Source organism: Nocardioides halotolerans DSM 19273 (assembly GCF_000422805.1).
In the GTDB taxonomy this organism is placed as follows: domain Bacteria; phylum Actinomycetota; class Actinomycetes; order Propionibacteriales; family Nocardioidaceae; genus Nocardioides; species Nocardioides halotolerans.
Map to the genome: position 1 here is coordinate 194,934 of NZ_KE383922.1, position 25,233 is coordinate 220,166.

The following is a 25,233-nucleotide window of genomic DNA, read 5'->3' on the forward strand; positions in this document are numbered from 1 at the left end:
GCCTCGCCCGTCCTGCCGGTCTCGTGCTTTCTAGACCTGCCAGAGGAGGCAGAACGGCTTGCCGACCGGGTCGGCGTAGACCCGCCAGTTGTCGCCATTGCCAGGCAGCCGCACGGCGCCGATCGCCAAGGCGGCGCGCTCGGCCTCCTCGATGTCGTCGACCCACACGTCGAGGTGGAGCTGCTGGGGCCGCGACGGGTCGGGCCAGCCGGGGGCGGCGTAGTCGCGCACCTGCTGGAACAGCACCGGCTGCTCGCCGTCGACCCCCACCATCGCCGCCCCGTCGGCGTCGTAGGTGACCGGCTTGCCGAGCAGCTCGGCGTAGAAGGCGGCGAGCGCGGACGGGTCGGGGCAGTCGAGCATGACGCCCATCAGCGTGGTGCGCGGGTCGCCGGCGTTGAGGCACAGGTCGAACGGGTGGCCCGCCGGGTCGGCCAGCGTGTGCCAGCTCTCGTTGCGCCGCAGCACGGTCGCGCCGAGCTCGACCGCCCGGGCGGTGCCGGCCTCGAGGTCGGGCACCCGCAGGTCGAGGTGGGCCTGCTGGGGCTGGGCCTGACCCGGCCAGCCCGGCGCGACGTGGTCGGGCGCGTGCTGGAGCCCGATCCGCCAGCCGTCGTCGGTGGTCATGGTGACCCACTCGTCGTCGGCGTAGCGCTGGGTCCAGCCGGCGAGCCCGGAGTAGAACGCCGAGAGCCCCGGAAGGTCGGCCGTGTCGATGACGATGGTCTTGAGGGTGCCGATCACGAGGGCATCCTGACGGGCTGGCACGACGGGCACCAGTACGACGCGCGCTCGCGGCCCGGCGGGCCGAGCTGGGTCACGGCCACGGGCGTGCCGCAGCGGCGGCACGGCGACTTGTCGCGGCGGAAGACCCACATCCGCTCGCGCTCGCGCAGGTCGCCGGTGGTCGACTGCACCGCCCGCTCCTTGTTGAGCATGAGCATCTGACGGGCGCGGCGCACCAGGCGCCGCAGGTCGGGCACCGCCCCGACCGGCGTGGCGGGGTCGACGCCGCTGGTGAAGCAGAGCTCGGCGGCGTACATGGTGCCGATGCCGGCGAGGTTGCGCTGGTCGAGGAGCGCGTCGCGGATCCGCTGGCCGGGGTCGCGCGCGAGGTTGGCGAGCGCGAGGTCCTCGTCCCAGTCGGGACCGAGGAGGTCGGGCCCGAGGTGGCCGACCACGTCGCCCTCCTGGTCGCGGTGGATCAGCTCGACGATGCCGAGCGAGAACCCGATCGCGGTGCTGCGCTCGGTCTCGAGCACGACCCGGGCGTTGGTGGCGGAGCGAGGCCAGCGCTGGCCCCGGCGCACGACCTTCCAGCTGCCCTCCATCTTGAGATGGGTGTGCAGCGTCCAGCGCTCGGTGTCGCCGGGGCCGCCCGGGGCGCCGTCGGCGGGCTCGCGGTCGATGCGGGTCAGCAGGTGCTTGCCGCGCGAGACGGTCTCGACGACCGTGCCACCGGTCAGGTCGGCGGTGGCGTGCTGGGGGACGCGGAAGTCGGTGGCGGTCAGCACCTGCCCGCTCAGCGACTCGTCGAGCAGCCGGGCGGTGCGGTAGACGGTGTCGCCCTCAGGCACCGTTGCCCCTGAGCCGGAGCCCGCGCGGGGTCGCGACGAACCCGGCCGCGTCGAGGGCCTCGCGCAGCGGGGTCGATCCGCCGCCGAGCAGCGCGGCCCCGTCGGCCCGCTCGACCGTGAGCCGGCCGAGCGAGCCCCGGCGGGCGGCCTCGGCCAGCGAGGCCGCGGCCGGACCGAGCAGCTCGGCGTCGTCGCTCCAGGTGAGGAGCGTGCGGCCGCCGCGCTCGACGTAGAGGACGAGCTCGCCCTCGACCTGCACGACCAGCGCGCCTGCCTTGCGGCCGGGCCGGTGCCCGCCCTCGCCGTCGGTGGCCGGCCAGGGCAGCGCCGCGCCGTAGGGGTTGGCGGGATCGGTCGCGGCCAGGCAGACCGCGGTCGGCTTGGCGCCGTCGTGGTGCCCGGCGGGCTCGCTGAACGTGCGGAGCCGGTCGATGGCGCCGGCGGTGCCGAACTGGGCGGCGCCCAGGCCCTCGACGAAGTAGCCCCGGCGGCAGCGGCCGGAGTCCTCGAACGCCGACAGCACCTTGTAGACGGCGGCGAAGCCGCCCGGCTGGCGCTCGCTCACCACGGCGCCGCGGATGACGACGCCGTGCCGGTCGAGCAGCCGCTCGGCGGCCGCGTGCGCGCGCCGGGTCGGGTCGGTGTCGAGCTCGGGCAGCATCGCCCAGCGGCCGGCGGTCTCGGGCGGGCCGGTGCGGAGCGCGGCGCCGCCGCGGCCGGTCGTGCCGGCCATCCGGGGCCGGGCCGGGGGCCGCTTGGTGCGGTGGCTGGCGGAGCCGGAGCGGGTCAGCGCCCGCAGCGGGGTGAGCGTGTCGTTGCTGATCCGGCCGGCCCAGACGAGCTCCCACAGAGCGGCGCTCAGGGCCTTGTCGTCGGCGGGCGTGTCGAGGACCTGACCGACCTGCTGGGCCAGCTGCCGGAAGAACCACGCGCCACCCGGGGCGAGCGCGTCGAGGACCGCCTGGTGGAGCTCACGCACGTGATCGGACGGCGGCTCGAAGGGCTCGTGCGGAGGGAGCGTGAGCGGCGCCTGGTCGGCGAGGTGGAGGCTGACCCAGCCGTCGGAGCCGGGCAGCGGGCCGTGGCCGGCCCAGATCACCTCGCCGGAGGCGGTGAGCTCGTCGAGGTAGGACGGCTCGTAGTCACGGACCCGGGCGGCGAGCACGAGCGGCTCGAGCGCGCTGGCCGGCACGGGCGCGCCCGCGAGCTGGTCGACCACCGAGAGCACGCCGTCGACGCCGCGGAGCTTGCCGCCGACGTGCTGCCAGGCGCCGAGGAACCGGCCGAGCGCGGCCGATGGGACGGGCTCGACCTCCTTGCGCAGCCGCGCCAGGCTGCGGCGGCGCAGCGACCGCAGCACCTCGGCGTCGCACCACTCGAGCCCCGATGCCCCCGGCCGGAACTCGCCGTCGAGCACCCGCCCCTGGGCGCCGAGGCGCTGGAGCGTGAGCCGCACCACCGCGATGCCGAGCCCGAGGCGGGCGGCGACGTCGTCGGTGGTGAACGGCCCGTGGGTGCGGGCGTAGCGGGAGACGAGGTCGGCGAGCGGGTCGTCGACGGGGTCGGTGAACGCCTCCGGGGTGCCGGGCGGGACGGCGACGCCGAGCCCGTCGCGCAGGCGCCCGACGTCCTCGACCGCCGCCCAGCGCTCGACGCCGGCGACCCGGACCTCGACCACCCGACGCGTGGCAGCCAGGCTCTCGAGCGCCTCGAGGGCGTCGACCCCCTCGGCGCAGCGCGCGCGGACCTCGTCGGTGCTGAGGGGGCCGAGCAGCCGCAGCAGGTCGGCGACGCCCTCGGCGCCGCGGGCGGCGCGCTCGGGGGTCAGGCGCTGGAGCTCGGCCTCGACCTCGGCCAGCACCTCGGGGTCGAGGAGCTCGCGCAGCTCGGCCCGGCCGAGCAGCTCGGCGAGCAGCCCCTGGTCGAGCGAGAGCGCGGCGGCGCGGCGCTCGGCGATCGGGGAGTCGCCCTCGTAGACGAACTGGGCGACGTAGCCGAACAGCAGGCTGCGGGCGAACGGGCTCGGGCTGGGGGTCGCCACGTCGGTGACCTGGACCCGGCGCTGGTCGATCGCGCGCATCAGCCCGACCAGGGCGGGCAGGTCGTAGACGTCCTGGAGGCACTCGCGGACCGCCTCGAGGACGATCGGGAAGGAGGGGTACTTGCTGGCGACCTCGAGCAGCGCCGCGCTGCGCTGGCGCTGCTGCCACAGCGGGCTGCGGCGGCCGGGGTCGCGGCGGGGCAGCAGCAGCGCGCGGGCGGCGCACTCGCGGAACCGGGAGGCGAACAGGGCGGAGCCGCCGACCTCCTGGGTGACGAGGTCGTCGATCTCGTCGGGGGAGAAGACCACCACCTCGCCTCCGGGCGGCTCGGCGTCGGTGTCGGGGACGCGGATGACGATGCCGTCGTCGGAGGCGACCGCCTGCCCGTCGATGCCGTAGCGCTCGCGCAGCCGGGCGTTGATCGCCAGCGCCCACGGGGCGTGGACGGGGGTGCCGTAGGGGGAGTGGACGACCAGGCGCCAGTCGCCGAGCTCGTCGCGGAACCGCTCGACGAGGAGGTTCTGGTCGCTCGGCAGCACCTGGGTGGCCTCGAGCTGCTCGTGGAGGTAGCCGACGAGGTTGCCCGCGGCGTAGTCGTCGAGCCCCTCCTGCTTGGCGCGCGCCTCGGCCTGGTGCTTCGGCATCGCGGCCAGCTCACGGGTGAACGCCCCGACCGCCTCGCCGAGCTCGGCGGGGCGGCCGAGCGCGTCGCCCTTCCAGAACGGCAGCCGGCCCGGCACCCCGGGGGCGGGGGTCACCAGGACCCGGTCGTGGGTGATGTCCTCGATCCGCCAGCTCGTCGCGCCGAGCGCGAACACGTCGCCGACCCGGGACTCGTAGACCATCTCCTCGTCGAGCTCGCCGACGCGCTTGCCGGGTCCGCTCTGCTCGTTGCCCCCGACGAGGAAGACCCCGAAGAGGCCGCGGTCGGGGATGGTGCCGCCGCTGGTCACCGCGAGGCGCTGGGCGCCCGGACGGCCGGTCAGGGTGCCGGCGACGCGGTCCCACACGATGCGGGGGCGGAGCTCGGCAAACTCGTCGCTCGGGTAGCGGCCCGAGAGCAGGTCGAGCACGGCGTCGTAGGCCGAGCGCGGCAGCTGGGCGAAGCTCGCGGTGCGCTTGAGCAGGTCGAACAGGTCGTCGGCGTGCCAGGCGTCCATCGCGGTCGCGGCCACGACCTGCTGGGCAAGCACGTCGAGAGGGTTGGCCGGGACGCCGAGCGACTCGATGGCCCCCGAGCGCATGCGCTGCACGGCCACCGCGGTCTGTGCGAGGTCGCCGCGGTGCTTGGGGAACAGCACGCCCCGGCTGACCTCGCCCACCTGGTGACCGGCGCGACCGACGCGCTGGAGCGCGCTCGCCACGCTCGGCGGGGACTCGATCTGGACGACCAGGTCGACCGCGCCCATGTCGATGCCGAGCTCGAGGCTGCTGGTGGCGACGACGGCCGGCAGCCGGCCACGCTTGAGGTCGTCCTCGATGAGCGCGCGCTGCTCCTTGGAGACCGAGCCGTGGTGGGCCTTCGCGATCAGCGACGCGGCGCCGGTGCTGGCACCGGACTGCGCCATGACCTGGGCCGGGCTCTGCCCGATCTCCAGGCGCTCGCCCGAGGCCCGCTCGAAGGCGATCTCGTTGAGCCGGGCGGTGAGGCGCTCGGCGAGCCGGCGGCTGTTGGCGAACACGATCGTGCTCTGGTGCTGCTCGATGAGGTCGACGACGTGCTCCTCGACGTGCGGCCAGATCGACTGCGCGCGCGTGGGCTCCTCTGACTCCTCGTCGTAGTCGCCGGGCTGGGTCATGTCCTCCACGGGGACGACGACCTGGAGGTCCCACTCCTTGGTGCTGGGCGGGGCGACGATGTCGACCGCGGCGCTGCCGCCGAGGAACCGCGCCACCTCCTCGAGCGGGCGCACGGTCGCACTGAGCCCGATGCGCTGCGCGGGGCGGTCGAGCAGCGCGTCGAGCCGCTCGAGCGTCACGGCGAGGTGGGCACCGCGCTTGGTGCCGGCCACGGCGTGCACCTCGTCGAGGATCACGGTCTCGACGCCGCGCAGCGCCTCGCGGGCCTGGCTGGTGAGCATCAGGAACAGCGACTCGGGCGTCGTGATCATGATGTCGGGCGGCTGCGTGACGAGCTTGCGGCGGTCGGCGGCCGGGGTGTCGCCCGAGCGGACGCCGACGGTGACCTCGGGGACCTGCTGGCCGAGGCGCTCGCCGGTGTGGCGGATGCCGGTCAGCGGGCTGCGGAGGTTGCGCTCGACGTCGACAGCGAGCGCCTTGAGCGGGCTGACGTAGAGCACGCGGGTGCGCTTGGTCTTGTCGTCGGGGCGCTCGCTGGTGAGCAGCCGGTCGAGGCTCCACAGGAACGCGCTCAGCGTCTTGCCGGACCCCGTCGGAGCCACGACCAGGGCGTGCCGACCGGCCCCGATCGCCTCCCACGCACCGACCTGCGCCGCGGTCGGCTCCGCGAACGCCGCGGCGAACCAGGCGCGCGTGGGCTCGCTGAAGCGGCTCAGCGCGTCGTGGGGCGCGGGGTCCGGGGTGGGCACGTGCTCAAGTCTTGCTCACGCCACCGACACCCGGTCGGGGCTCGCGCCCGATCAGGCCGGCTGGGCGGTCCCGTCGGGTGGGTCCGGTGGCCTGGCGGCGTACCTCGTCGCGCCGATCGAGGCGAGGACCACGAGGCAGACCGCGACCCACTGGGTGGCGTGCAGGGCCTCGCCGAGCACCAGGAGGCCGGCCAGCGCGGCCACCGCCGGCTCCATGCTCATCAGCACTCCGAACACCTTCGGCGGGATCCGCCGCAGCGCCTCCAGCTCGAGGGAGTAGGGGACGACCGAGGAGAGGAGCGCGACCGCGAGGGCGACCACGAGGATCCGCACGTCGAGCAGGGCGGTGCCGGCCCCGGCGACGCCGATCGGCAGCACCACGAGCGCGCCGACGGTCATCGCGAGCGCCAGGCCCCGCCCGTCGGTGGTGCGGCTGCCGAGGGCGGCGGTGAGCAGGATGTAGGCGCCCCAGCACAGCCCGGCGGCGAGCGCGAAGAGCAGCCCGGCGACCGAGAGGTCGCCGCGGGCCTCGGTGAGCAGGACGACCCCGCCCGCGGCCAGGAGCGCCCAGAGCCCGTCGAGCAGGCGTCGGGAGCCGGCGAGCGCGACGCCGAGCGGGCCGAGGAACTCGACGGTCACCGCGATGCCGAGCGGGATGCGGTCGATCGCCTCGTAGAAGCACAGGTTCATGACGCCGAGGACGACGCCGTAGGAGAGCACGACGGTCGCCGTACGGCGGTCGAGCCGGAGGGTCGGGCGCCAGACGAGCAGCAGCACCACGGCGGCGAAGAACAGCCGCAGCCCGACGGTGCCGGCGGCGCCGGCGGTCGCGAACAGCTGCTTGGCCGTCGCGGCGCCGATCTGGACGCTGACGATGCCGAGCAGCACCTGGACCGTGGGCGGGATCGCGCCGACGGACCTGCCGGCCAGGGTCAGGGGGCCCGCGCGCGGGAGGGGGCGCTCGCCTGCGGCGTCGACGAACACCGGCGATGCCACGCGAGGCTCCTTCCGATCGATCCGACCCGCACGACCGTACTGCGCGGTGTCTCCGGCAGGCACGGAAGTTTTCGGCGGGCGGTGCGGGGCTCCTGACCTAGGCTGACCGCGTGAGCGAGCACCCGGAGGACGACGAGCGCATCCACCGCCGAGCCGACCTGCTGCCCGAGGAGCAGGCTGCCGGCAGCGACGACCCGGAGGCGCAGGCCGAGGCGATCCTCCAGGAGTCCGACGAGCGGACCGACGACCCGTCGGGCACTCGGGCCGAGTCCACCCAGACCCCCGGCTCGGACCACACCTGAGGAAGCCCGCTCGCGGCGCTCCACAGTCCTGGACGCGGGCGTGCCGGCGGCCGAACCGCACGTGTCACTCGGTCGGCGCGACCAGTCCGTGCTCGAGGGCATAGAGGCTGGCGCCCACCCGGTTGGTGGCGCCGATCTTGGCGTAGGTGCGTTCGACGTGGTTGCGCACGGTCTTCTCGCTGAGCACGAGACGGCTCGCGATGTCGCGGTTCGAGAGGCCCCGGGCGACCAGGCCGAGGATCTCGGTCTCACGTGGGGTGAGCGCGTCGTCCCGGGGCACCTTCCTCGGCGCGTGGCCCGCCACGGCCAGGACCGCCTCCACGCTGTCCGCGTCGAGAGCGCCCCGGGTCACACGGTCCGTCAGCCGGGCGGCCGCAGCGTCAGGGGAGAGCGGCTCTCGGTAGGGCCGGGGCTCCAGGGCCGACTGGTAGCCCACAGCGGCTGCCAGCAGCCGCTCGGGCCGGCCGAGCGCGGGGCCGGCGAGGCCCAGCGGGTAGCCGCTCCCGTCGAGGTGCTCGTGGTGCGCCCGAGCGATCGCGGCCACGTGCGCGAGGCCGGGGATACGGGTCAGCACACGGTCGGTGAGGTAGGGGTGCATCCGTACCCGCTCCCACTCGGTCGCGGTCAGCTCGGCCGGCTTCGACCAGACCTGGTGGGACACCCCGAGCCGGCCGATGTCGTGCAGGTGTCCGGCCCGGCGTACGGCGGTCACGTCGTCGTCCGGGAGACCGAGGTGCCCGGCGGCCGACTCGGCGAGCGCCGCCACGTTGCGCGAGTGCCCCAGCGTGAACGGGCACTTGAGGTCGACGAAGTCGCCGATCGCCGTCAGCAGGTCGTCCAGGCCACCCTCGTCCAGCCGGATCTCGGAGTCGGGGGCGATCGAGAGCGCTCGGTCCCAGGGGTCGTCTCCCGCCGCAGGGAACAGCGCCTCGGCATCAGCCGTGAAGGCGTCGACGACCGTCGGGTCGAGGTGGCCGCCCCGCCGGCTCCTGGCCATCGCGACCGCGCCCTGCACGCCGTACATGCGTTCGTGCACCTCCGCCACGTCGGCGAGCTGCGCCACCCGCATCTCGATCGGTAGGTCCTCCCCGGACGCACCGGTCGGGAGTCCGCCGCCGTCGAACCGCTCGAACGTGTGGGCCAGCGTCCGCGCGACCTCCTGGCCGAGGCCGATGTGCCGAGCCAGGGCGGCCGCCGACGTGCAGTGGGAGTGGATGAGGTTGCCGAGCTGGCCGCGGGCGTCCCGCATCAGCGTGGCCATCACGCGCAACCGGTGGCCCACCGGCTCGCCGCGGGCGACGTTGCCCAGGAGGAACCGGAGGTAGGGCAGTCCCGACCAGTCGATGAGGTAGGCGTCGCGGCGCACCGAGATGTCGTCTCCGAACCAGCGTGCGTACTCCTGCGAGTCCGCGTGACAGCCGATCCACATGATCAGCGTCGTGTAGTAGACCGTGTCCCGCTGCTCCCGGCTGAGACCGAGCCGGTCCGCCAGCCCGCACGCGATGACCGACGAACGCAGCATGTGCTCGGCCGGCTGACCGAGCCCGAGGTCGATCGCCACCGACAGCCCGGCGACCACCTCGACCCGGCGGGGCAGCGGAGCGGGCGCGGTCATCCCCCCATTCTCGTGCCCACGCCGCTCGGCTCGCGGTCCATCTGCCCGGCCGGCGCCGCGAACCGTGCGCGACCCACGAAGAAGAGGCCCCGCTGGGGGAGCCAGAAGTCGCCCAGGTGCACCTGTGCGTCGAGCGGCGCCTGCACCCCGAGGTCCTCGCCGCACCACGACGCAGCACCGCCGACGACGCGCCAGATCTTCAACGGCGCGGCCTTGAACCGCGGACCGTTGGGTGTCGCACCGCGAAGCCGGATCCGACCGGTCCGGAGCATCGTCCGCGCCATCGGTCCCATGGCGGCGAGCACGGCGTCGCTGTTCCACCCGGCTTCCGGGAGCGCACCGCCCATCCCCGTCATCAGCCTGGTCGCCGGCGTCGCGCGCAGCTCGATCCGCCACCTCAGCTCATCGCCGAGCGCAACCTCGAGGGTGTGGTCGTCGGGCCACGAGACGTCGATGCGAGGTGCCTGGGCGACCGCGGTCACCGACCCGAAGTAGCGAGGGCAGGTGAGGTCGGCGAGGCCGGTCGTGTGGATCGTCCACCGACCGTCCGGGTCGCGGTGCCAGATAGCGCGGTAGGCCGGGCCGATCGAGCTCGCCACCATGTCTCGCAGCGCGAGGTAGTGACCGCTGGCCAGTGGCATGCCCATCACGCCGTAGCCGGTGAACCGCTCGTCGCCGCCCTCGGGAAGTCGAGGCTGGGCCTCCAGTGCCTCCACGGCCTGGCGTGGTGTCGTCGTCATGCGTCCAGCGTCGGGCCGCCGGCTGACCCGGCGCCTGAGGCATCCGCCTCAACTGGCGGGAGAGGGCAGCCCGTGTAGTTGGATAGCGGGATGGTGGACCCCGGCGAGCTCGCGGCACGACTCACGACCGAGCTCGACGAGCGGCTGGCGGCGGCCGACGCCGCGCTGGCGAGCGGCTTCCCGGGGGAGCGGCCCGGCCGTCAGCCGGTGCACACCGTCTACGTGCCGGCGGACCGGTACGACGCCGGGCTCGTGCCGGCGTACGGCGCTGCGGCGCTGGAGGTGATCGACGAGCACGCGGACGCGTTCGGCTCGCTCGTCGCCGACGACGACCTGGTCGCGCGGGTGCGGGGCAAGCTCGGAGCCGAGCCGGTCGAGGACCTGCGGGTCGACTTCGAGGACGGCTACGTCGGGAAGTCCGACGAGGACGAGACCGCCGACGTCGTGCGCGCCGCGACGGCGCTCGCGCAGAGCCAGCAGCGGGGCGAGGCGGCGCCGTTCGGAGGGATCCGGATCAAGTGCTTCGAGGCACCCACCCGGTCGCGGGCGCTCCGCACGCTGACGGCGTACGTCGACACGCTGGTCTCGGCGGGCGGGTCGCTGGACGGCTGGGTGGTCACGCTGCCGAAGGTGACCAGCGTCGACCAGGTGGAGGCGATGGTGCACGTCGCCGAGCAGCTCGACGTGCGGTTCGAGGTGCAGGTCGAGACGCCGCAGTCGATCCTCGGGCCGGACGGCACGGCGCTGGTCGCGCGAATGGTGCACGCGGGCGGCGACCGGATCACCGGGCTCCACTACGGCACCTACGACTACTCGGCGTTCGTCGGCATCGCGGCGGCCTACCAGTCGATGGAGCACCCCGTCGCCGACCACGCCAAGCTGGTCATGCAGGCGGCCGCGGCCGGCACCGGCGTGCGGCTCTCCGACGGGTCCACCAACGTCCTGCCGGTCGGCTCGCCCGACGAGGTCGTGGCCGCCTGGCGCAACCACCACCGGCTGGTCCGCCGCTCGCTGGAGCACGGCTACTACCAGGGCTGGGACCTGCACCCGGCCCAGCTGCCGACGCGGTACGCCGCGACGTACGCCTTCTACCGCGAGGGCCTCGGCTCGGCGCTCGACCGGCTCCGGGCCTACGTCGGTCGTGTCGAGGGCGGCATCGCCGACGAGCCCGCCACCGCCCGCGCCCTCGCGGCCTACGTCCTGCGTGGCCTCGAGTGCGGCGCGGTCGACGAGCCCGAGGTGGTCGGCGGGTCCGGGCTGGACGAGGCTGGGTTGCGGGTGCTGGCGCGGCCGCGGCCCTGAGCCCGACAGTGCAGCAAAAGGGCGGACATGGCGCCCGAATGCTGCACTGTCGTGGAACCGGTCGCCCTCGTCAGCTGTTTGCACCACATCCGGGACGTCTGGCGGATCGGATGTGGTGCAAACCGCCCGGCGCCCGACCGGGCCCTGGCGCGACGACAGTGCAGCAAATGGTCGCGCATGGCGCCCTGATGCGGTGCAGTCCCGCGCCGTTAGGGTGCGGGCATGGCCACGGTCCTGGGAGCGAACCAGTACGGCAAGGCGGAGAACCGCGTCGTCCGCATCGTCCGCGACACCGCGCGGCACGAGATCCGCGACCTCAACGTGTCGACGTCGCTGCGCGGGGCGTTCGCCGACGCCCACGTCAGCGGCGACCAGGCGCTGGTGCTGCCGACCGACACGCAGAAGAACACCGCGTTCGCCTACGCCAAGCTGCACGGGGTCGACTCGATCGAGGACTACGCGCTCGCGCTGGGCCGCAGGCTGATGGAGGCGTGCACGGCCGCGACGGCGGCCCAGGTGCGGGTCGAGGAGTACGCTTGGGACCGCCTGGGCGACCACTCGTTCGTCCGCCGGGGCGGCGCGGTGCGCACCTGCGTCGTCACGGTCGGCCGTGAGGGCGAGGCGCACGTGATCTCCGGGGTGCAGGAGCTGGTGCTGCTCAACTCGACCGACTCGGAGTTCAAGGGCTTCCTGAAGGACGAGTTCACGACGCTGCCCGAGGCCGACGACCGGATCCTCGCGACCTCGCTCGTCGCCAAGTGGCGGCACGGCGGCAGCGAGGGCGTCGACTGGAACGGGTCGTACGACGCCGCGCTGGCCACGCTGCTGAAGACCTTCGCCGGCACCTACTCCCGTGCGCTGCAGGAGACGCTGCACTCGATGGGCTGCGCGCTCCTCGACGAGCAGCCGGGGGTCGCCGAGGTGAGGTTCTCCGCGCCCAACAAGCACCACTTCCTCGTCGACTTCTCGGGGTTCCGGGTCGACGGGCTGACCAACGACGGCGAGGTGTTCATCGCCGCCGACCGGCCCTACGGCCTGATCGAGGCCCAGGTGACCCGCGACGACGGGCCACCGGCCGGCGACGCGTGGCTGCACGTGCCGGGGTTCTGCTGATGCCCGGGGTGGAGGTCACCCGCGAGGTGCTGCTGGGCTGCCTGTCGGTGCCGCGGTTCGCCGACGAGGTGCTCGCCGGGCAGCCGTACGCCGACCGCGACGAGGTCATCGTCGCGGCCGACCGGGCCGCACGCGAGCTGACCGACGAGGAGCTCGACCAGGCGCTGTCCGGCCACCCGCGCATCGGCGAGCGCGGGGGTGCGCAGTCGCAGCGGGAGCAGTCGGGCGTCGACACCGGCGACGAGACCGCCGCGCGGCTGCGGGCCGGCAACGCGGCGTACGAGGAGCGCTTCGACCGCGTGTTCCTGATCCGCGCGGCCGGCCGCGACGCCGACGAGATCCTCGTCGAGCTGGAGCGGCGCCTGGGCAACGACGACGCCACCGAGCGCGCCGAGACCGTCGACAACCTCCGCCAGATCGCGCTGCTGCGGCTGGAGGCGGCGCTCTCGTGAGCACGCTCTCGACCCACGTCCTCGACACCGCCGCCGGCCTCCCGGCGACGGGGGTCCGGGTGGTCCTCGAGACCCGCTCGGGCACGCCGATCGACGAGTCGGTGACCGACCACGACGGGCGGATCGGCTCGCTGGGCGGCGAGCTCGCGGCCGGCGACTACGTGCTGAGGTTCGCCACCGAGTCCCACTTCGAGCACAGCTTCTTCCCCGAGGTGGTCGTGGTGTTCACGATTTCCGACGAGCGCCACCACCACGTGCCGGTGCTGCTCAGCCCCTACGGCTACTCCACCTACCGTGGCAGCTGAGCTCGACCTCGTCGTCCGCGCCCGGCGTGCGGTCATCGGGCCCCGCGAGGTGCCCGCCGCGGTGGGGATCGCGGGCGAGCGGATCGCCGCGGTGACGGCGTACGACGACCCGCCGGCAGCCGCGCGGGTCGTGGACCTCGCCGACGACGAGGTGCTGCTGCCCGGCCTGGTCGATACGCACGTGCACGTCAACGAGCCGGGCCGCACCGAGTGGGAGGGGTTCGCGACCGCCACCCGGGCGGCGGCCGCCGGCGGGGTCACCACGATCCTCGACATGCCGCTCAACTCCGTCCCGCCGACCACGACCGTCGAGGCACTGGAGACCAAGCGGGCCGTCGCCGAGGGCCAGGTCTCGGTCGACGTGGGGTTCTGGGGCGGGGCGGTGCCCGGCAACGTGCCGGACCTCGGGCCGCTGCACGAGGCCGGGGTGTTCGGGTTCAAGTGCTTCCTGCTCGACTCGGGGGTCGAGGAGTTCGGCCACCTCGAGCCCGACCAGCTCGCGCTCGCGATGAAGGAGACCGCCGCGCTCGGCGCGCTGATGATCGTGCACGCCGAGGACGGCGGGCTGCTCGACGAGGCGGCGCTCGACGGCGGCCGCTACGCGGGGTTCCTCGCCTCGCGGCCCAAGGCCGCCGAGGAGGCCGCCATCGACCTGGTCATCGCGCAGGCCCGCGCGACCGGTGGCCGGGCGCACGTCGTGCACCTCAGCGACGCGGACGCGGTCGCCGCCCTGCGGGCCGCGCGCACTGACGGCGTCGACCTCAGCGTGGAGACCTGCCCGCACTACCTGACCTTCGACGCCGAGCACGTCGCCGACGGAGCCACCGAGCTCAAGTGCTGCCCACCGATCCGCGAGGCCGCCAACCGGGAAGCGCTGTGGGCGGCGCTGGCAGCGGGCGACCTCGACTTCGTGGTGTCCGACCACTCGCCCTGCACGGTCGACCTCAAGCGGCGCGGCGGCGGTGACTTCGGAGAGGCCTGGGGCGGCATCGCGTCGGTCCAGCTCGGGCTGCCCGCCGTGTGGACCGGTGCCCGCGAGCGCGGGCACGCGCTGGTCGACGTGGTGCGCTGGATGGCCACCGCCACGGCCGACCGCGTGGGGCTCGCCCACAAGGGCCGGATCGAGGTCGGCGCCGACGCCGACCTGGTGCGCTTCGCACCCGACGAGGAGTTCACCGTCGACGTGACGAGGCTGCACCACCGCAACCCGGTCTCGGCGTACGCCGGCCGCCGGCTCGCCGGCGTCGTCCGCGAGACCTGGCTGCGCGGCGTACCGGTGGCCGACGGCGACGAACAGAGCCCGCGAGGACGACTGCTGAGGAGAGGCGAGCGATGACCTACTACGTGCCGAAGGGCGGGCTGCCCCCGCAGACGGCGCTCACGACCGACCGGGCGAGGTTCACCGAGGCCTACGCAGTGATCCCGGCGCGCACGCTCAGCGACATCACGTCGTCCTACCTGCCCGGCTGGGACGGCATGCGGATGTGGGTGCTGGCGCGGCCGCTGTCGGGATTCGCCGAGACGTTCAGCCAGTACGTCGTCGAGGTCTCGCCCGGCGGCGGGTCCGACCACCCTGAGGCCGACCCGGGCGCCGAGGCGGTGCTGTTCGTGGTCGACGGCGCGCTCGCGCTCACCGTCGACGGTGCGGAGCACGCCCTCGAGCCGGGCTCCTACGCGTTCCTGCCGCCCGGCACCGACTGGACCCTGCGCAACAACGGCGCCGGCACCGCGGCGTTCCACTGGATCCGCAAGGCCTACCACCGCGTCGAGGGGCTCGACGTGCCGCCGGCGTTCGTCACCCGCGAGCAGGACGTCGCGCCGCTGGAGATGCCCGGCACCGACGGCGCCTGGTCGACGACCCGCTTCGTCGACCTCGCGGACCTGCGCCACGACATGCACGTCAACATCGTGAACTTCCAGCCCGGCGGCGCGATCCCGTTTCCGGAGACGCACGTGATGGAGCACGGCCTCTACGTGCTCGAGGGCAAGGCGGTCTACCTGCTCAACCAGGACTGGGTCGAGGTCGAGGCCGGCGACTTCATGTGGCTGCGCGCGTTCTGCCCGCAGGCCTGCTACGCCGGCGGCCCGGGCCCGTTCCGCTACCTGCTCTACAAGGACGTCAACCGGCACGTGGAGCTGCGGGTCTGACCCCCCGCGCGAGAAGCGCGTGTCGCCGCTGGTCGTCGTCAGGACGGGCGCGCGCGGGTAGGGTGGCCGGGCGGTCCGCTGTTCGCATGGACAACCAGCGGGTCGTTCCCCACCGGGACCAGCAACCATGCCAATCGTCACCTGACGGGAGGTGCGGATGGCCGGCATCGTGGTCAACGGCGCACCGCGTGATCTCGCGGGGGTGCCTCTGCACACCAACGCGCTCGACTTCCTGCGCGGCTGCGGGCTGACCGGGGCCAAGGAGGGCTGCGCCGAGGGCGAGTGCGGCGCCTGCTCGGTCATGGTGGCCAGGCCGGCGCCCGACGGGTCCGACGCGACCGAGTGGACGGCGATCAACTCCTGCCTGGTCCCGGCCGCAGCGCTCGACGGCCAGGAGGTCGTGACCAGCGAGGGTCTGGGCTCGCCGGAGGACCTGCACCCGGTCCAGCACGAGATGGCGATGCGGGGCGGGTCGCAGTGCGGCTACTGCACGCCGGGGTTCGTGTGCAGCATGGCCGCGGAGTACTACCGCTCCGGCCGCGCCGCCACCAACGGCACCGGCCCGCGGCACGACGACGGCATGCACGGCGACAACGGGTTCGACCTGCACGCCATCAGCGGCAACCTGTGCCGCTGCACCGGCTACCGGCCGATCAAGGACGCGGCGTTCGCGCTCACCTCGCCGGCGTCCGACGACGCGCTCGCCGCCCGGCGTTCGGTGCCCGCACCCGCGCCCGCCGCCACCCAGCTGCACGACGGCGAGGCGGCCTACGTCCGCCCGGCGACGCTCGCCGAGGCGCTCCAGCTGCTGCGCGACCACTCCGACGGTGACCGGGCGGCGACGGTGGTCGCGGGCAGCACCGACTGGGGCGTCGACGTCAACCTCAAAGGCGCGCGGGCCGGCCTGGTGCTCGGGGTCGACCGGCTGCCCGAACTCCGCGGGTTCAGCGTCGGCGACGACGAGATCAGGATCGGCGCCGCCCTCACGCTCACCGAGGTCGAGCGCCGCCTCGAGTCACCGAGCGGGAGCCGGCTGCCGCTGCTGGCGGCGCTGATGCCGCAGTTCGCCTCGCCGCTGATCCGCAACGCCGCCACGCTCGGCGGCAACCTCGGCACCGGCTCACCCATCGGCGATGCCCCGCCGGTGCTGCTCGCGCTCGAGGCATCGGTGGTGCTCGCGTCCACCGAAGGCGAGCGGACCGTGGCCCTGGCCGACTACTTCACCGGCTACCGCGAGTCTGTGCGCCGCCCCGACGAGCTGATCACCGAGGTGGTCGTGCCGCTGCCGGCCGCCGAGGTGACGGCGTTCCACAAGATCGCGAAGCGCGCCTTCGACGACATCTCGTCGGTGGCCGTCGCGTTCGCTCTCGACGTGGCCGACGGCGTGGTGCGCAAGGCGCGCATCGGCCTCGGCGGAGTCGCGGCGACGCCGATCCGGGCGCTCGAGGTCGAGGCGGCGCTCGAGGGCCGGCCGTGGACGCAGGAGACCGTCGACGCGGCGGCCGAGGTCCTGGGGCGGGCCGGCACGCCGATCTCCGACCAGCGCGCGAGTGCCGACTACCGGGCGGCGATGCTGGGCCAGTCGCTGCGCAAGCTCTTCGCGGAGGTGACGTCGTGACCGACGTCGACAGTCGAGGAATTTCCGAGCTCACCACCGAGCCAGAGATCACCACGAGCGCGCTGAGCAGGCGGCCCGGTGACGCGGTGGTCGGCTCGTCGGTGCCCCACGAGAGCGCCGCGCTGCACGTCACCGGCCACGCGCTCTACACCGACGACCTCGTCGCCCGGTCGACCCACGTGCTGCACGCCCACCCCGTGCAGGCGCCGCACGCCCACGCGCGGGTGACCCGGCTCGAGGTCGGGCCGGCGTACGACGTGGCGGGGGTCGTGCGCGTGCTCACCGCGGCCGACGTGCCCGGCATCAACGACTCCGGCATCAAGCACGACGAGCCGCTGTTCCCGTCCGAGGTGAGCTACGTCGGCCACGCCGTCTGCTGGGTGCTCGGCGAGACCCTCGAGGCCGCGCGCCGCGGCGCGGCGGCGGTCGAGGTCGACTACGAGGAGCTGCCCGCGCTGCTGACCGTCGAGGAGGCGATCGAGGCCGGCAGCTTCCAGGGAGCGCAGCCGACGATGGCCCGCGGCGACGCGGCCGCGGGGCTGGCCCGCGCCACGCACGTCTTCGAGGGCGTGACCGCGATGTCGGGGCAGGAGCACTTCTACCTCGAGACGCACTGCTCGCTGGCGATGGTCGACGAGGCCGGCCAGGTGTTCGTCCAGTCCAGCACCCAGCACCCGACCGAGACCCAGGAGATCGTCGCCCACGTGCTCGGCGTCCCGAGCCACGCGGTCACCGTGCAGTGCCTGCGGATGGGTGGCGGGTTCGGCGGCAAGGAGATGCAGCCGCACGGCCTCGCCGCGGTGGCCGCGCTCGGCGCCACGCTCACCGGCCGCCCGGTGCGGCTGCGGCTGAGCCGCCAGCAGGACATGACGATGACCGGCAAGCGCCACGGCTACCACGCGACGTGGAAGGTCGGCTTCGACGACGAGGGCCGGTTCACGGCGCTCGAGACCACGCTGACCGCCGACGGCGGCTGGAGCCTCGACCTCTCCGAGCCGGTGCTGTCACGGGCGCTGTGCCACGTCGACAACGCCTACTGGGTCCCCGACGTGCTCGCCCACGGCCGCATCGCGCGGACCCACAAGACCTCGCAGACGGCGTTCCGCGGGTTCGGCGGCCCCCAGGGGATGCTCGTGATCGAGGACGTCATCGGCCGCTGCGCGCCGGTGCTGGGCCTCGACCCCGCGGAGGTGCGGCGGCGCAACTTCTACGTCGACGGGCAGGCCACGCCGTACGGCCAGGTCGTGCGCCACCCCGAGCGCCTGGTCGCGGCCTGGGAGCAGGTCACCGACTCGGCCGACCTCGACGCGCGGCGCGCCGCGATCGCGGAGTGGAACACCGCGCACCCCCACACCAAGCGGGGGCTGGCGATCACGCCGGTGAAGTTCGGCATCTCGTTCAACTTCACGACGTTCAACCAGGGCGGCGCGCTGGTGCACGTCTACAAGGACGGCTCGGTGCTGATCAACCACGGCGGCACCGAGATGGGCCAGGGGCTGCACACCAAGATGCTCCAGGTCGCGGCGACCGCGCTGGGGCTGCCGCTGGAGCGGATCCGCCTGGCGCCCACGCGCACCGACAAGGTGCCCAACACCTCCGCCACGGCGGCCAGCGCCGGCGCCGACCTCAACGGCGGCGCGATCAAGGACGCCTGCGAGCAGATCCTGGCCCGGCTGCAGCCCGTGCGGGCGGCGCACCCCGACCTGTCGTGGGACGAGCTGGTCGCGAAGGCCTACCACCAGCGCGTGCAGCTGTGGGCTGCCGGCTTCTACAAGACCGAGGGGCTCAGCTGGGACCTCTCGACGATGACCGGCTCGCCGTTCAAGTACTTCGCGTACGGCGTTGCCGCCGCCGAGGTCGAGGTCGACGGGTTCACCGGCGCCTACACCACGCGGCGGGTCGACATCGTCCACGACGTGGGCGACAGCCTCTCGCCCCTCGTCGACCTCGGGCAGATCGAGGGCGGGTTCGTGCAGGGCGCCGGCTGGCTGACGCTCGAGGACCTGCGCTGGGACGAGTCCGACGGCCCTGGCCGCGGCCGGCTGACCACGCAGGCCGCGTCGACGTACAAGCTGCCGTCGTTCAGCGAGATGCCCCGCGAGTTCAACGTCGCGCTGCTGGAGCGCGCGCACGAGGACGGCGTCGTCTACGGCTCCAAGGCCGTCGGCGAGCCGCCGCTGATGCTCGCTTTCAGCGTGCGCGAGGCGCTGCGCGACGCGTGCGCTGCTTTCGGCCCGCCCGGACGGCCGGTCGAGCTCGCCTCGCCGGCGACTCCCGAGGCCGTCTACTGGGCGCTCGACGCGGCCCGGTCGGCGGCGGAGGCCGCGCGGTGAGCTCCTGGTTCGCCGGCGTGGCGGCGCTGCGCGCCGCGCGCGAGCCCGGGGTGCTGGTCACCGTGACCGACGTCCGCGGGCACGCGCCGCGCGAGGCCGGCGCCAAGATGGTCGTCTCCGGGTCGTCGACGTGGGCGTCGATCGGCGGCGGCAACCTCGAGGAGGAGGCCGTACGCCGCGCCCGCGACCTGATCGGCTCGGCCGCGAGCGCGCCGGCGTCGTTCACCGCGAACCTCTCCGACAAGGCGCCGTTCCAGCACGGCGTGCAGTGCTGCGGGGGAGAGGTGACCGTGCTCCTCGAGCCGCTCGCCGTGGTGCCGTCGGTCGCGATCTTCGGGGTCGGCCACGTCGGGCTGGAGCTGGCGCGGATCCTCGCCCGTCACGACCTCGACCTGCACCTGGTCGACTCGCGCTCCGCACACCTCACCGAGGCCGAGCTCGCGCCGCTGGCCGACTCGGTGGCGGCCGTGCACACCCACCACGTCCCGGTGATCCCCGAGCTCGTGCTCGGCGAGCTGCCGCCCGGCACGCGTGTGCTGGTGCTGACCCACGACCACGCCGAGGACCTCGCGATCATCGACGCCGCGCTGCGCTGCGGCCACCTCGGCCCGATCGGGCTGATCGGGTCGTCGGCGAAGTGGGCGCGGTTCCGCTCGACCCTGCTGGCGTCGTTCCCGGCCGACGTGGTCGACCGCGTGGAGACTCCGATCGGGCTGCCGGGCGTCACGACCAGCAAGGAGCCCGCGGCGATCGCGGTCTCGGTCGCGGCCGGGCTGCTGGCGGCGTTCGAGCGCGAGGGCGTCACCTCGAGGTGACTGTCTTCCGCGGCACCTTCCTCGACACGCCGCGCAGCCCCTTCACGGGGGGTCAGCTGCGCGCGGAGTCCGACCTCGCCCTCGTCGTCCGCGACGGGGTGATCGTCGCGCGCGAGCCCTACACCTCCTCGGTGCACGACGGCTCCGAGGAGGTCGTCGACCTGCGCGACGGCCTGGTGCTGCCGGGCTTCGTCGACACCCACGTGCACTTCCCGCAGGTGCGCGCGATCGGCGGCCTCGGCATGCCGCTGCTCGACTGGCTCGAGAAGTGCGCGCTGCCCGAGGAGGCGCGGCTCGCCGACGCGGCGTACGCCGCCTCCGTGGCCGCCGACTTCGTCTCCGGGCTCGTGCGGGCCGGCACGACGACCGCCCTGGTCTTCGGCTCGCACTTCGCCTCCGCGGTCGACGCGCTGTTCACCGAGGCGACCCGGGTCGGCCTCCGGGTCACCTCCGGACTGGTGCTGTCCGACCGGATCCTGCGCGAGGACCTCTTCACGACGCCCGAGCGCGCCTATGCCGAGGGCCTCGAGCTCGCCAAGCGGTGGCACGGCCAGGGCCGGACCCGCTACGCCGTCACGCCGCGCTTCTCGCTGTCGTGCTCCGACGCGCTCATGGACTCGGCCGGGTCGCTGCTGGCCGACGGGCCGGAGCTGTGGTTCACCTCCCACCTCAACGAGAACGTCGAGGAGATCGAGGGCGTCCGGCAGCTGTTCGGCTGCGACTACGCGTCGTCGTACGAGCGCTCCGGCCTGCTCGGCCCGCGCAGCGTCCTCGCCCACAACGTGCACCCCTCGCTCCAGGAGCTGATGATGCTGGCCCGGCACGGCGCCGCGGTCGCGCACTGCCCGACGTCCAACGCCGCGCTCGGGAGCGGGCTGTTCCCGCTGGGCTCGCACCTCGCCCTCGGGGTCCGGGTCGCGCTCGGGTCGGACGTGGGTGCCGGCACGGGCTTCTCGCTGTTCAAGGAGGGCCTGCAGGCCTACTTCGCCCAGCAGCTGCTCGGCCGCGAGGGTCACCGCCTCTCGTCGCGGCACCTGCTGCACCTCGCCACCGCCGCGGGTGCCGACGTGCTCGGCCTCTCCGACGTGATCGGTGACTTCTCGGTCGGCAAGGAGTTCGACGCCCTCTGGCTCCGCCCCGCGGCCGACTCGACCCTCGACGTCGCGCTGCGCCACGCCGACGACCACGACGACGCGCTCGCGAAGGCCTTCGCCCTCGCCACCCCCGCGGACGTCGCGGGGACGTGGGTCGCCGGCGCTCCTGTCTCGGGATAGTCCCAGACGTTCTCGACGTACCTCAGACGTGTCGGGAACGTCTGGGACTATCCCGGCGCAGCGCGGCGCGGCGTGGCCGGGGGTCGGGGGTGGGAGGTTGCGTGCTGACCGCTGGACGGGGCTTGCGCCGGTGCGGCGGTGAGTCAGCAACCTGACGGGGCCGGCTCGGGACGCCCGGAGGTTGCGTGCTGACCGCTGGGCGGGCTTGCGTCGGTGCGGCGGTGAGTCAGCAACCTGAACCGGGCGGTTCGGGTGTCGGCAGGTTGCCTGCTGACCGCTGCCCCGTCCCGCCTCGGTGCGGCGGTGAGTCAGCAACCTGAGCCGGGCGGTTCGGGTGTCGCCAGGTTGCCTGCTGACCGCTGCCCAGGACCGCTGCCCAGGACCGCTGCCCAGGACCGCTGCCATGGCCCGCGCGCGGGTTCAGCCGACCCGGCCGTCGGCGTCGCGCCGTTCGACCCAGACCAGGAACGCCGCCACCGCGAGGAACGACGCCAGCGAGGCCAGGGCGACGCCGAGGCCGCCGCTTGCCCAGGCCAGGCCGGGCAGCAGGATGCCTACCCATCAGAGGCGTCGTACCCGCTCCATGCCCCGAGTGTGACGTGCCGGCCGTCGCCGCGCAGCCCGGTGGGAGCATCTGTGCATGACCACGTTCGCGATGCCGGACCCCCACCCGGCCATCGGGGCGCTGCTCGCCGTCACGGCGTCCCGCAACGCCACCGTCGAGCTGACCGCCGACACGCTGACCGTCCGCCTCGGCCTCACCTGGCACGCCGAGATCCCTCGCGCCTCGATCACCAGCGCCGCGCCCGACCCGACGCGCCGGATCAGCATCGGCGCCCACGGCTGGCGCGGCGACTGGCTGGTCAACACCAGCACCCGGGGCCTGGTCGTCCTGACCATCGACCCGCCCGCGCCCGCTGCCTGGGCGTCCCGGTCCGGCTGACCCGGCTTCGGGTCAGCCTGGCCGAGCCCGCGGCGTTCCTGGCCGAGCTCGCCGCGCCGGCCGCCTGAGCACGTACGCCGCCGGCACGTGGCCGCGATTCGTGGCAGGTCGGCAGGAACCGACCTGCGCAGCAGGACGCGTTCGAAGATGATGGCCCGCATGACCGGCGCCGGCATCGAGCCCAGCATCGACCCCGACAGAGTCGAGCCCACCAGCATCGAGCCCGACACCAAGGACTGGACGTGGGTGCTGCGCGAGCCCTGCCCCGAGTGCGGCTTCGTCGCGGCGCACCTCGACCGGGCCGACCTCGGCCGCCTGCTCCGCACCGACGCCGCCGGCTGGGCCGCCGTCCTCGCCCAGCCCGACGCGCGGCAGCGGCCCGACGGGAGCACCTGGTCGCCGCTGGAGTACGCCTGCCACGTCCGCGACGTGCACCGCATCTTCGGCGCGCGGGTCCGCCTGATGCTCGACGAGGACGAGCCGACGTTCGCCAACTGGGACCAGGACGTCACGGCGGTCGAGTCGCGCTACGACCTGCAGGAGCCGGCCGTCGTCGCCGAGGAGCTGCTCGAGGCCGCCGAGGCGGTGGCGGCGACGTACGACGGCCTGCGCGGCGCGAGCGACGACACCTGGGCGCGCCGCGGGCTGCGCGACAACGGCAGCGAGTTCACCGTCGACTCGATCGCGCGCTACCACCTGCACGACGTCGTGCACCACAGCCACGACGTGCGCCGCTCGGCCGCGCGGGCGACTGTCTCCGCCTACGACGGCAACGCGACCGAGTACAGCGATGCCGTCGCCGACGTCAACGACGGCGTGCGCGCGGAGCTCGACTGGCTCGCGTCGGTGCTCCCGCCGGGCGGCCGGGTGCTCGAGATCGGCAGCGCCGGCGGCCGCGACGCGCTCGCGCTGGAGGAGCGCGGGCTGGTGGTCCGGCGCACCGACGTCACGCCGGCGTTCGTCGAGCTGATGCGCAGCCGCGGGCACGACGCCGAGCTGCTCGACCCGCTGACGGACGACCTCGTCGACGAGCGGCACGGGCCCTACGACGGGGTCTGGGCCAACGCCTGCCTCCTCCACGTCGCGCGCGAGGACCTGCCGACCGTGCTCCGCAACCTCGCCGGCGCCACGCGCCCAGGCGGCGCGCTGGCCATGACCCTGAAGGAGGGCGACGGCGAGGAGTGGTCCGTGCACGGACACGTGCGAGCGCCGCGGCGGTTCGTCTACTGGCGCGAGGCGCCGCTGCGTGCGGTGCTGGCCGACGCCGGCTGGCGGGTGCAGGACCTCACCCACGACGTCGGCACCACCGGCCAGGAGTGGCTGACGACCAGGGCCGTGCGATTCTGACGCGATGAGGCACACCGAGTTCTGGGAGCGGATGGAGCAGGCCCTCGGGCCGGCCTACCACCGGTCCTGGGCGAGCCAGTTCGTGATGGCGGAGCTCGGCGAGCGGACCGCCCAGGAGGCGCTCGACGCCGGCGTACCCCCCAAGCAGGTCTGGGCCGCCGTGTGGCGGGCGCTCGAGCTCCCGGCCCGCGAACGGTGAGCGCCACGGAGGTCGTCGCGGATGTCGCCGTCATCGGCGGCACGGGGTTCTACGCCTTCCTCGAGGACGCCTCGGACGGCGTCGAGCAGCACGCCGTCACCACGCCGTACGGCGACCCGTCGGCACCGGTCGCGTCGGCACCGTCGCCGGGCGGCGCGTGGCGTTCCTGCCGCGGCACGGCGCGCACCACGACTTCCCGCCGCACCTGATCAACTACCGCGCCAACCTCTGGGCGCAGCGCTCGCTGGGCGTGCGCCAGGTGCTGGCGCCGTGCGCGGTCGGCGGGCTCTCGACGGACGTGGCGCCGGGCGACCTCGTCGTCCCCGACCAGCTGGTCGACCGCACGAGCGGCCGCGCCTCGTCGTACGTCGAGCGCGGCGCGGTGCACCTGCCGTTCGCCGACCCCTACTGCCCGCGCGTCTCCGGCGCCCTCGTCGCGGCGGACCCCGGCGTGCGGCGCGGCGGCACCATGGTCGTGATCGAGGGTCCGCGGTTCTCCACGCGCGCCGAGTCGCGGTGGTACGCCGCCCAGGGCGGCACGCTCATCAACATGACCGGCGCACCCGAGGCGGCGCTCGCCCGCGAGCAGCGGATGTGCTACGCCGCGCTCGCCCTGGTGACCGACATGGACGCCGGTGCCGAGGACGGCGAGGGGGTGGGCCAGGAGGAGGTCTTCGCGCTGTTCCGCAGCAACCTCGACCGGCTCACCGGGCTGCTCACCGCGGCGATCGCCGCGCTGCCGGACCCCGACGGCTGCGCCTGCTCGACGTGGGCCGACGGCCTCGAGCTGACCTACGAGGTGCCGTGAGGATCCTGCTGACGGGCTCGGCCGGGTTCATCGGCACCGCCGTCGGCGAGCTGCTCGAGGCGGACGGCCACGAGGTGGTCCGCGTCGACCTGATGCTGCCGATGGCCCACGGGGTCGGCGCGCCGCCGCCCGGCACGCACCACCTCGACGTGCGTGACGCCGCGACGTGGAGCGGCCTCCTGCGCGGCGTCGACGCGGTGTGCGACCAGGCCGCGGTGGTCGGCGCCGGTGTCCGCGTCGGCGACCTGCCCGACTACGCCGGCCACAACGACCTCGGCACCGCCGCGCTGCTGGCCGCCATGCACGAGGTGGGCGTCGACCGGCTGGTCCTCGCGTCCTCGATGGTGGTCTACGGCGAAGGCCGCTACCGCTGCCCCGAGCATGGCGACCAGACGCCGCCGCCGCGCCAGGTCGCCGACGGGGTCGAGCTCAGCGTCAGCGACCAGTGCGGTGGCATCCCCGAGGACGACATGGACCGCGTCTTCGACCTCGCCTGGCGCGGCGCGGCGGCGCGGACGCCGGACCGCTCCGACGAGCTGGTCGGCCCCGGCGCGGGGCTCGGGCTCGCGATCGTCAAGGGGATCGTCGAGGCGCACCGCGGGGTCGTACACGTCGAGAACGTCGCCTCGCCCGCCGGCGGGACGCCGTCGGGATGCCGGTTCCTGGTGCGGCTGCCCGCCGGAGCCGCCTGAGCCGCCGCGTCGGCGTGTCGTGCGTCGATCGAACACCTGTTCGGCTAGGTTCTGTCCACAGGT

At 74.2% G+C, this 25,233-nt stretch carries 23 protein-coding genes; 17 read left to right on the forward strand and 6 right to left on the reverse strand.

Features of this window, described 5'->3' with window-relative positions; translation table 11 throughout:
- Positions 1–30: 30 nt before the first annotated feature.
- Genes G514_RS0111525 through G514_RS0111540 form a run of 4 tightly spaced genes read right to left on the reverse strand, consistent with a single transcriptional unit; the run spans position 31 to position 7,164 of the window.
- Positions 31–744: a VOC family protein gene (locus tag G514_RS0111525; RefSeq protein ID WP_028651864.1), complete on the reverse strand. Its 714-nt coding sequence runs from the start codon at positions 742–744 to the stop codon at positions 31–33.
- On the reverse strand, positions 741–1,577 hold the full coding sequence (locus tag G514_RS0111530; protein ID WP_028651865.1) for a DNA-formamidopyrimidine glycosylase family protein: 837 nt from the start codon (positions 1,575–1,577) through the stop codon (positions 741–743). Before G514_RS0111530 ends, G514_RS0111525 begins: the two co-directional genes overlap by 4 nt.
- A complete protein-coding gene (locus G514_RS0111535) occupies positions 1,570–6,168 on the reverse strand; it encodes an ATP-dependent helicase (protein ID WP_028651866.1) in 4,599 nt (1,532 codons plus the stop codon). The genes G514_RS0111530 and G514_RS0111535 overlap by 8 nt, the downstream gene beginning before the upstream one ends.
- Positions 6,169–6,219: 51 nt before the next feature.
- Positions 6,220–7,164: an EamA family transporter gene (locus G514_RS0111540; protein WP_028651867.1), complete on the reverse strand. Its 945-nt coding sequence runs from the start codon at positions 7,162–7,164 to the stop codon at positions 6,220–6,222.
- Between the two features lie 110 nt (positions 7,165–7,274).
- On the opposite strand from G514_RS0111540, the gene G514_RS0111545 reads away from it, so the two are divergent.
- On the forward strand, positions 7,275–7,466 hold the full coding sequence (locus tag G514_RS0111545; RefSeq protein ID WP_028651868.1) for a hypothetical protein: 192 nt from the start codon (positions 7,275–7,277) through the stop codon (positions 7,464–7,466).
- 64 nt (positions 7,467–7,530) lie between these two features.
- On the opposite strand, the gene G514_RS0111550 is transcribed toward G514_RS0111545, so the two are convergent.
- Together G514_RS0111550 and G514_RS0111555 are read right to left on the reverse strand one after the other, a co-directional pair.
- Positions 7,531–9,081 carry an HD domain-containing phosphohydrolase gene (locus G514_RS0111550; protein ID WP_028651869.1) on the reverse strand — a complete coding sequence of 517 codons (1,551 nt, stop codon included), beginning with the start codon at positions 9,079–9,081 and terminating at the stop codon, positions 7,531–7,533.
- Entirely contained in the window at positions 9,078–9,821 is a 744-nt protein-coding gene (locus G514_RS0111555; protein WP_028651870.1) for a hypothetical protein, read from the reverse strand. Before G514_RS0111555 ends, G514_RS0111550 begins: the two co-directional genes overlap by 4 nt.
- Positions 9,822–9,911: 90 nt before the next feature.
- On the opposite strand from G514_RS0111555, the gene G514_RS0111560 reads away from it, so the two are divergent.
- From G514_RS0111560 to G514_RS31300, 16 genes are all read left to right on the forward strand, one after another.
- Positions 9,912–11,123, forward strand: a complete 1,212-nt coding sequence (locus tag G514_RS0111560; protein WP_028651871.1) for a DUF6986 family protein — start codon at positions 9,912–9,914, stop codon at positions 11,121–11,123.
- A gap of 222 nt (positions 11,124–11,345) precedes the next feature.
- The gene (gene pucL, locus G514_RS0111565; protein WP_028651872.1) at positions 11,346–12,236 is read left to right on the forward strand and encodes a factor-independent urate hydroxylase; all 891 of its coding nucleotides are present in this window, start codon (positions 11,346–11,348) and stop codon (positions 12,234–12,236) included.
- Complete coding sequence (locus tag G514_RS0111570; protein ID WP_036564618.1) at positions 12,236–12,688, forward strand: 2-oxo-4-hydroxy-4-carboxy-5-ureidoimidazoline decarboxylase; 453 nt, start codon at positions 12,236–12,238, stop codon at positions 12,686–12,688. The genes pucL and G514_RS0111570 overlap by 1 nt, the downstream gene beginning before the upstream one ends.
- Positions 12,685–12,993, forward strand: coding sequence for a hydroxyisourate hydrolase (gene uraH, locus G514_RS0111575; protein ID WP_028651874.1), 309 nt, complete (start codon positions 12,685–12,687; stop codon positions 12,991–12,993). The genes G514_RS0111570 and uraH overlap by 4 nt, the downstream gene beginning before the upstream one ends.
- Positions 12,983–14,329 (forward strand): allantoinase AllB, encoded by a 1,347-nt coding sequence (gene allB, locus G514_RS0111580; protein ID WP_028651875.1) that lies wholly within the window; start codon positions 12,983–12,985, stop codon positions 14,327–14,329. Before uraH ends, allB begins: the two co-directional genes overlap by 11 nt.
- Entirely contained in the window at positions 14,326–15,141 is an 816-nt protein-coding gene (locus G514_RS0111585; protein ID WP_028651876.1) for a bifunctional allantoicase/(S)-ureidoglycine aminohydrolase, read from the forward strand. The genes allB and G514_RS0111585 overlap by 4 nt, the downstream gene beginning before the upstream one ends.
- A gap of 157 nt (positions 15,142–15,298) precedes the next feature.
- The gene (locus G514_RS0111590; RefSeq protein WP_028651877.1) at positions 15,299–16,759 is read left to right on the forward strand and encodes a xanthine dehydrogenase small subunit; all 1,461 of its coding nucleotides are present in this window, start codon (positions 15,299–15,301) and stop codon (positions 16,757–16,759) included.
- The gene (xdhB, locus tag G514_RS0111595; RefSeq protein ID WP_245582175.1) at positions 16,756–19,092 is read left to right on the forward strand and encodes a xanthine dehydrogenase molybdopterin binding subunit; all 2,337 of its coding nucleotides are present in this window, start codon (positions 16,756–16,758) and stop codon (positions 19,090–19,092) included. Before G514_RS0111590 ends, xdhB begins: the two co-directional genes overlap by 4 nt.
- Complete coding sequence (gene xdhC / locus G514_RS0111600) at positions 19,089–19,907, forward strand: xanthine dehydrogenase accessory protein XdhC (RefSeq protein ID WP_028651879.1); 819 nt, start codon at positions 19,089–19,091, stop codon at positions 19,905–19,907. The genes xdhB and xdhC overlap by 4 nt, the downstream gene beginning before the upstream one ends.
- On the forward strand, positions 19,904–21,181 hold the full coding sequence (guaD, locus tag G514_RS0111605; RefSeq protein ID WP_028651880.1) for a guanine deaminase: 1,278 nt from the start codon (positions 19,904–19,906) through the stop codon (positions 21,179–21,181). Before xdhC ends, guaD begins: the two co-directional genes overlap by 4 nt.
- Before the next feature lie 640 nt (positions 21,182–21,821).
- Complete coding sequence (locus G514_RS30295; protein ID WP_051247378.1) at positions 21,822–22,124, forward strand: hypothetical protein; 303 nt, start codon at positions 21,822–21,824, stop codon at positions 22,122–22,124.
- Positions 22,125–22,283: 159 nt separating this feature from the next.
- Complete coding sequence (locus tag G514_RS26370) at positions 22,284–23,471, forward strand: class I SAM-dependent methyltransferase (RefSeq protein WP_051247379.1); 1,188 nt, start codon at positions 22,284–22,286, stop codon at positions 23,469–23,471.
- A gap of 4 nt (positions 23,472–23,475) precedes the next feature.
- Entirely contained in the window at positions 23,476–23,670 is a 195-nt protein-coding gene (locus G514_RS0111620; protein ID WP_028651881.1) for a DUF3046 domain-containing protein, read from the forward strand.
- Complete coding sequence (locus G514_RS31125) at positions 23,667–23,879, forward strand: hypothetical protein (RefSeq protein ID WP_245582176.1); 213 nt, start codon at positions 23,667–23,669, stop codon at positions 23,877–23,879. Before G514_RS0111620 ends, G514_RS31125 begins: the two co-directional genes overlap by 4 nt.
- A complete protein-coding gene (locus G514_RS26375; protein ID WP_245582177.1) occupies positions 23,828–24,478 on the forward strand; it encodes an S-methyl-5'-thioadenosine phosphorylase in 651 nt (216 codons plus the stop codon). The genes G514_RS31125 and G514_RS26375 overlap by 52 nt, the downstream gene beginning before the upstream one ends.
- Positions 24,475–25,170 (forward strand): NAD-dependent epimerase/dehydratase family protein, encoded by a 696-nt coding sequence (locus G514_RS31300; RefSeq protein ID WP_051247380.1) that lies wholly within the window; start codon positions 24,475–24,477, stop codon positions 25,168–25,170. Before G514_RS26375 ends, G514_RS31300 begins: the two co-directional genes overlap by 4 nt.
- The last annotated feature ends 63 nt before the right edge of the window (positions 25,171–25,233 follow it).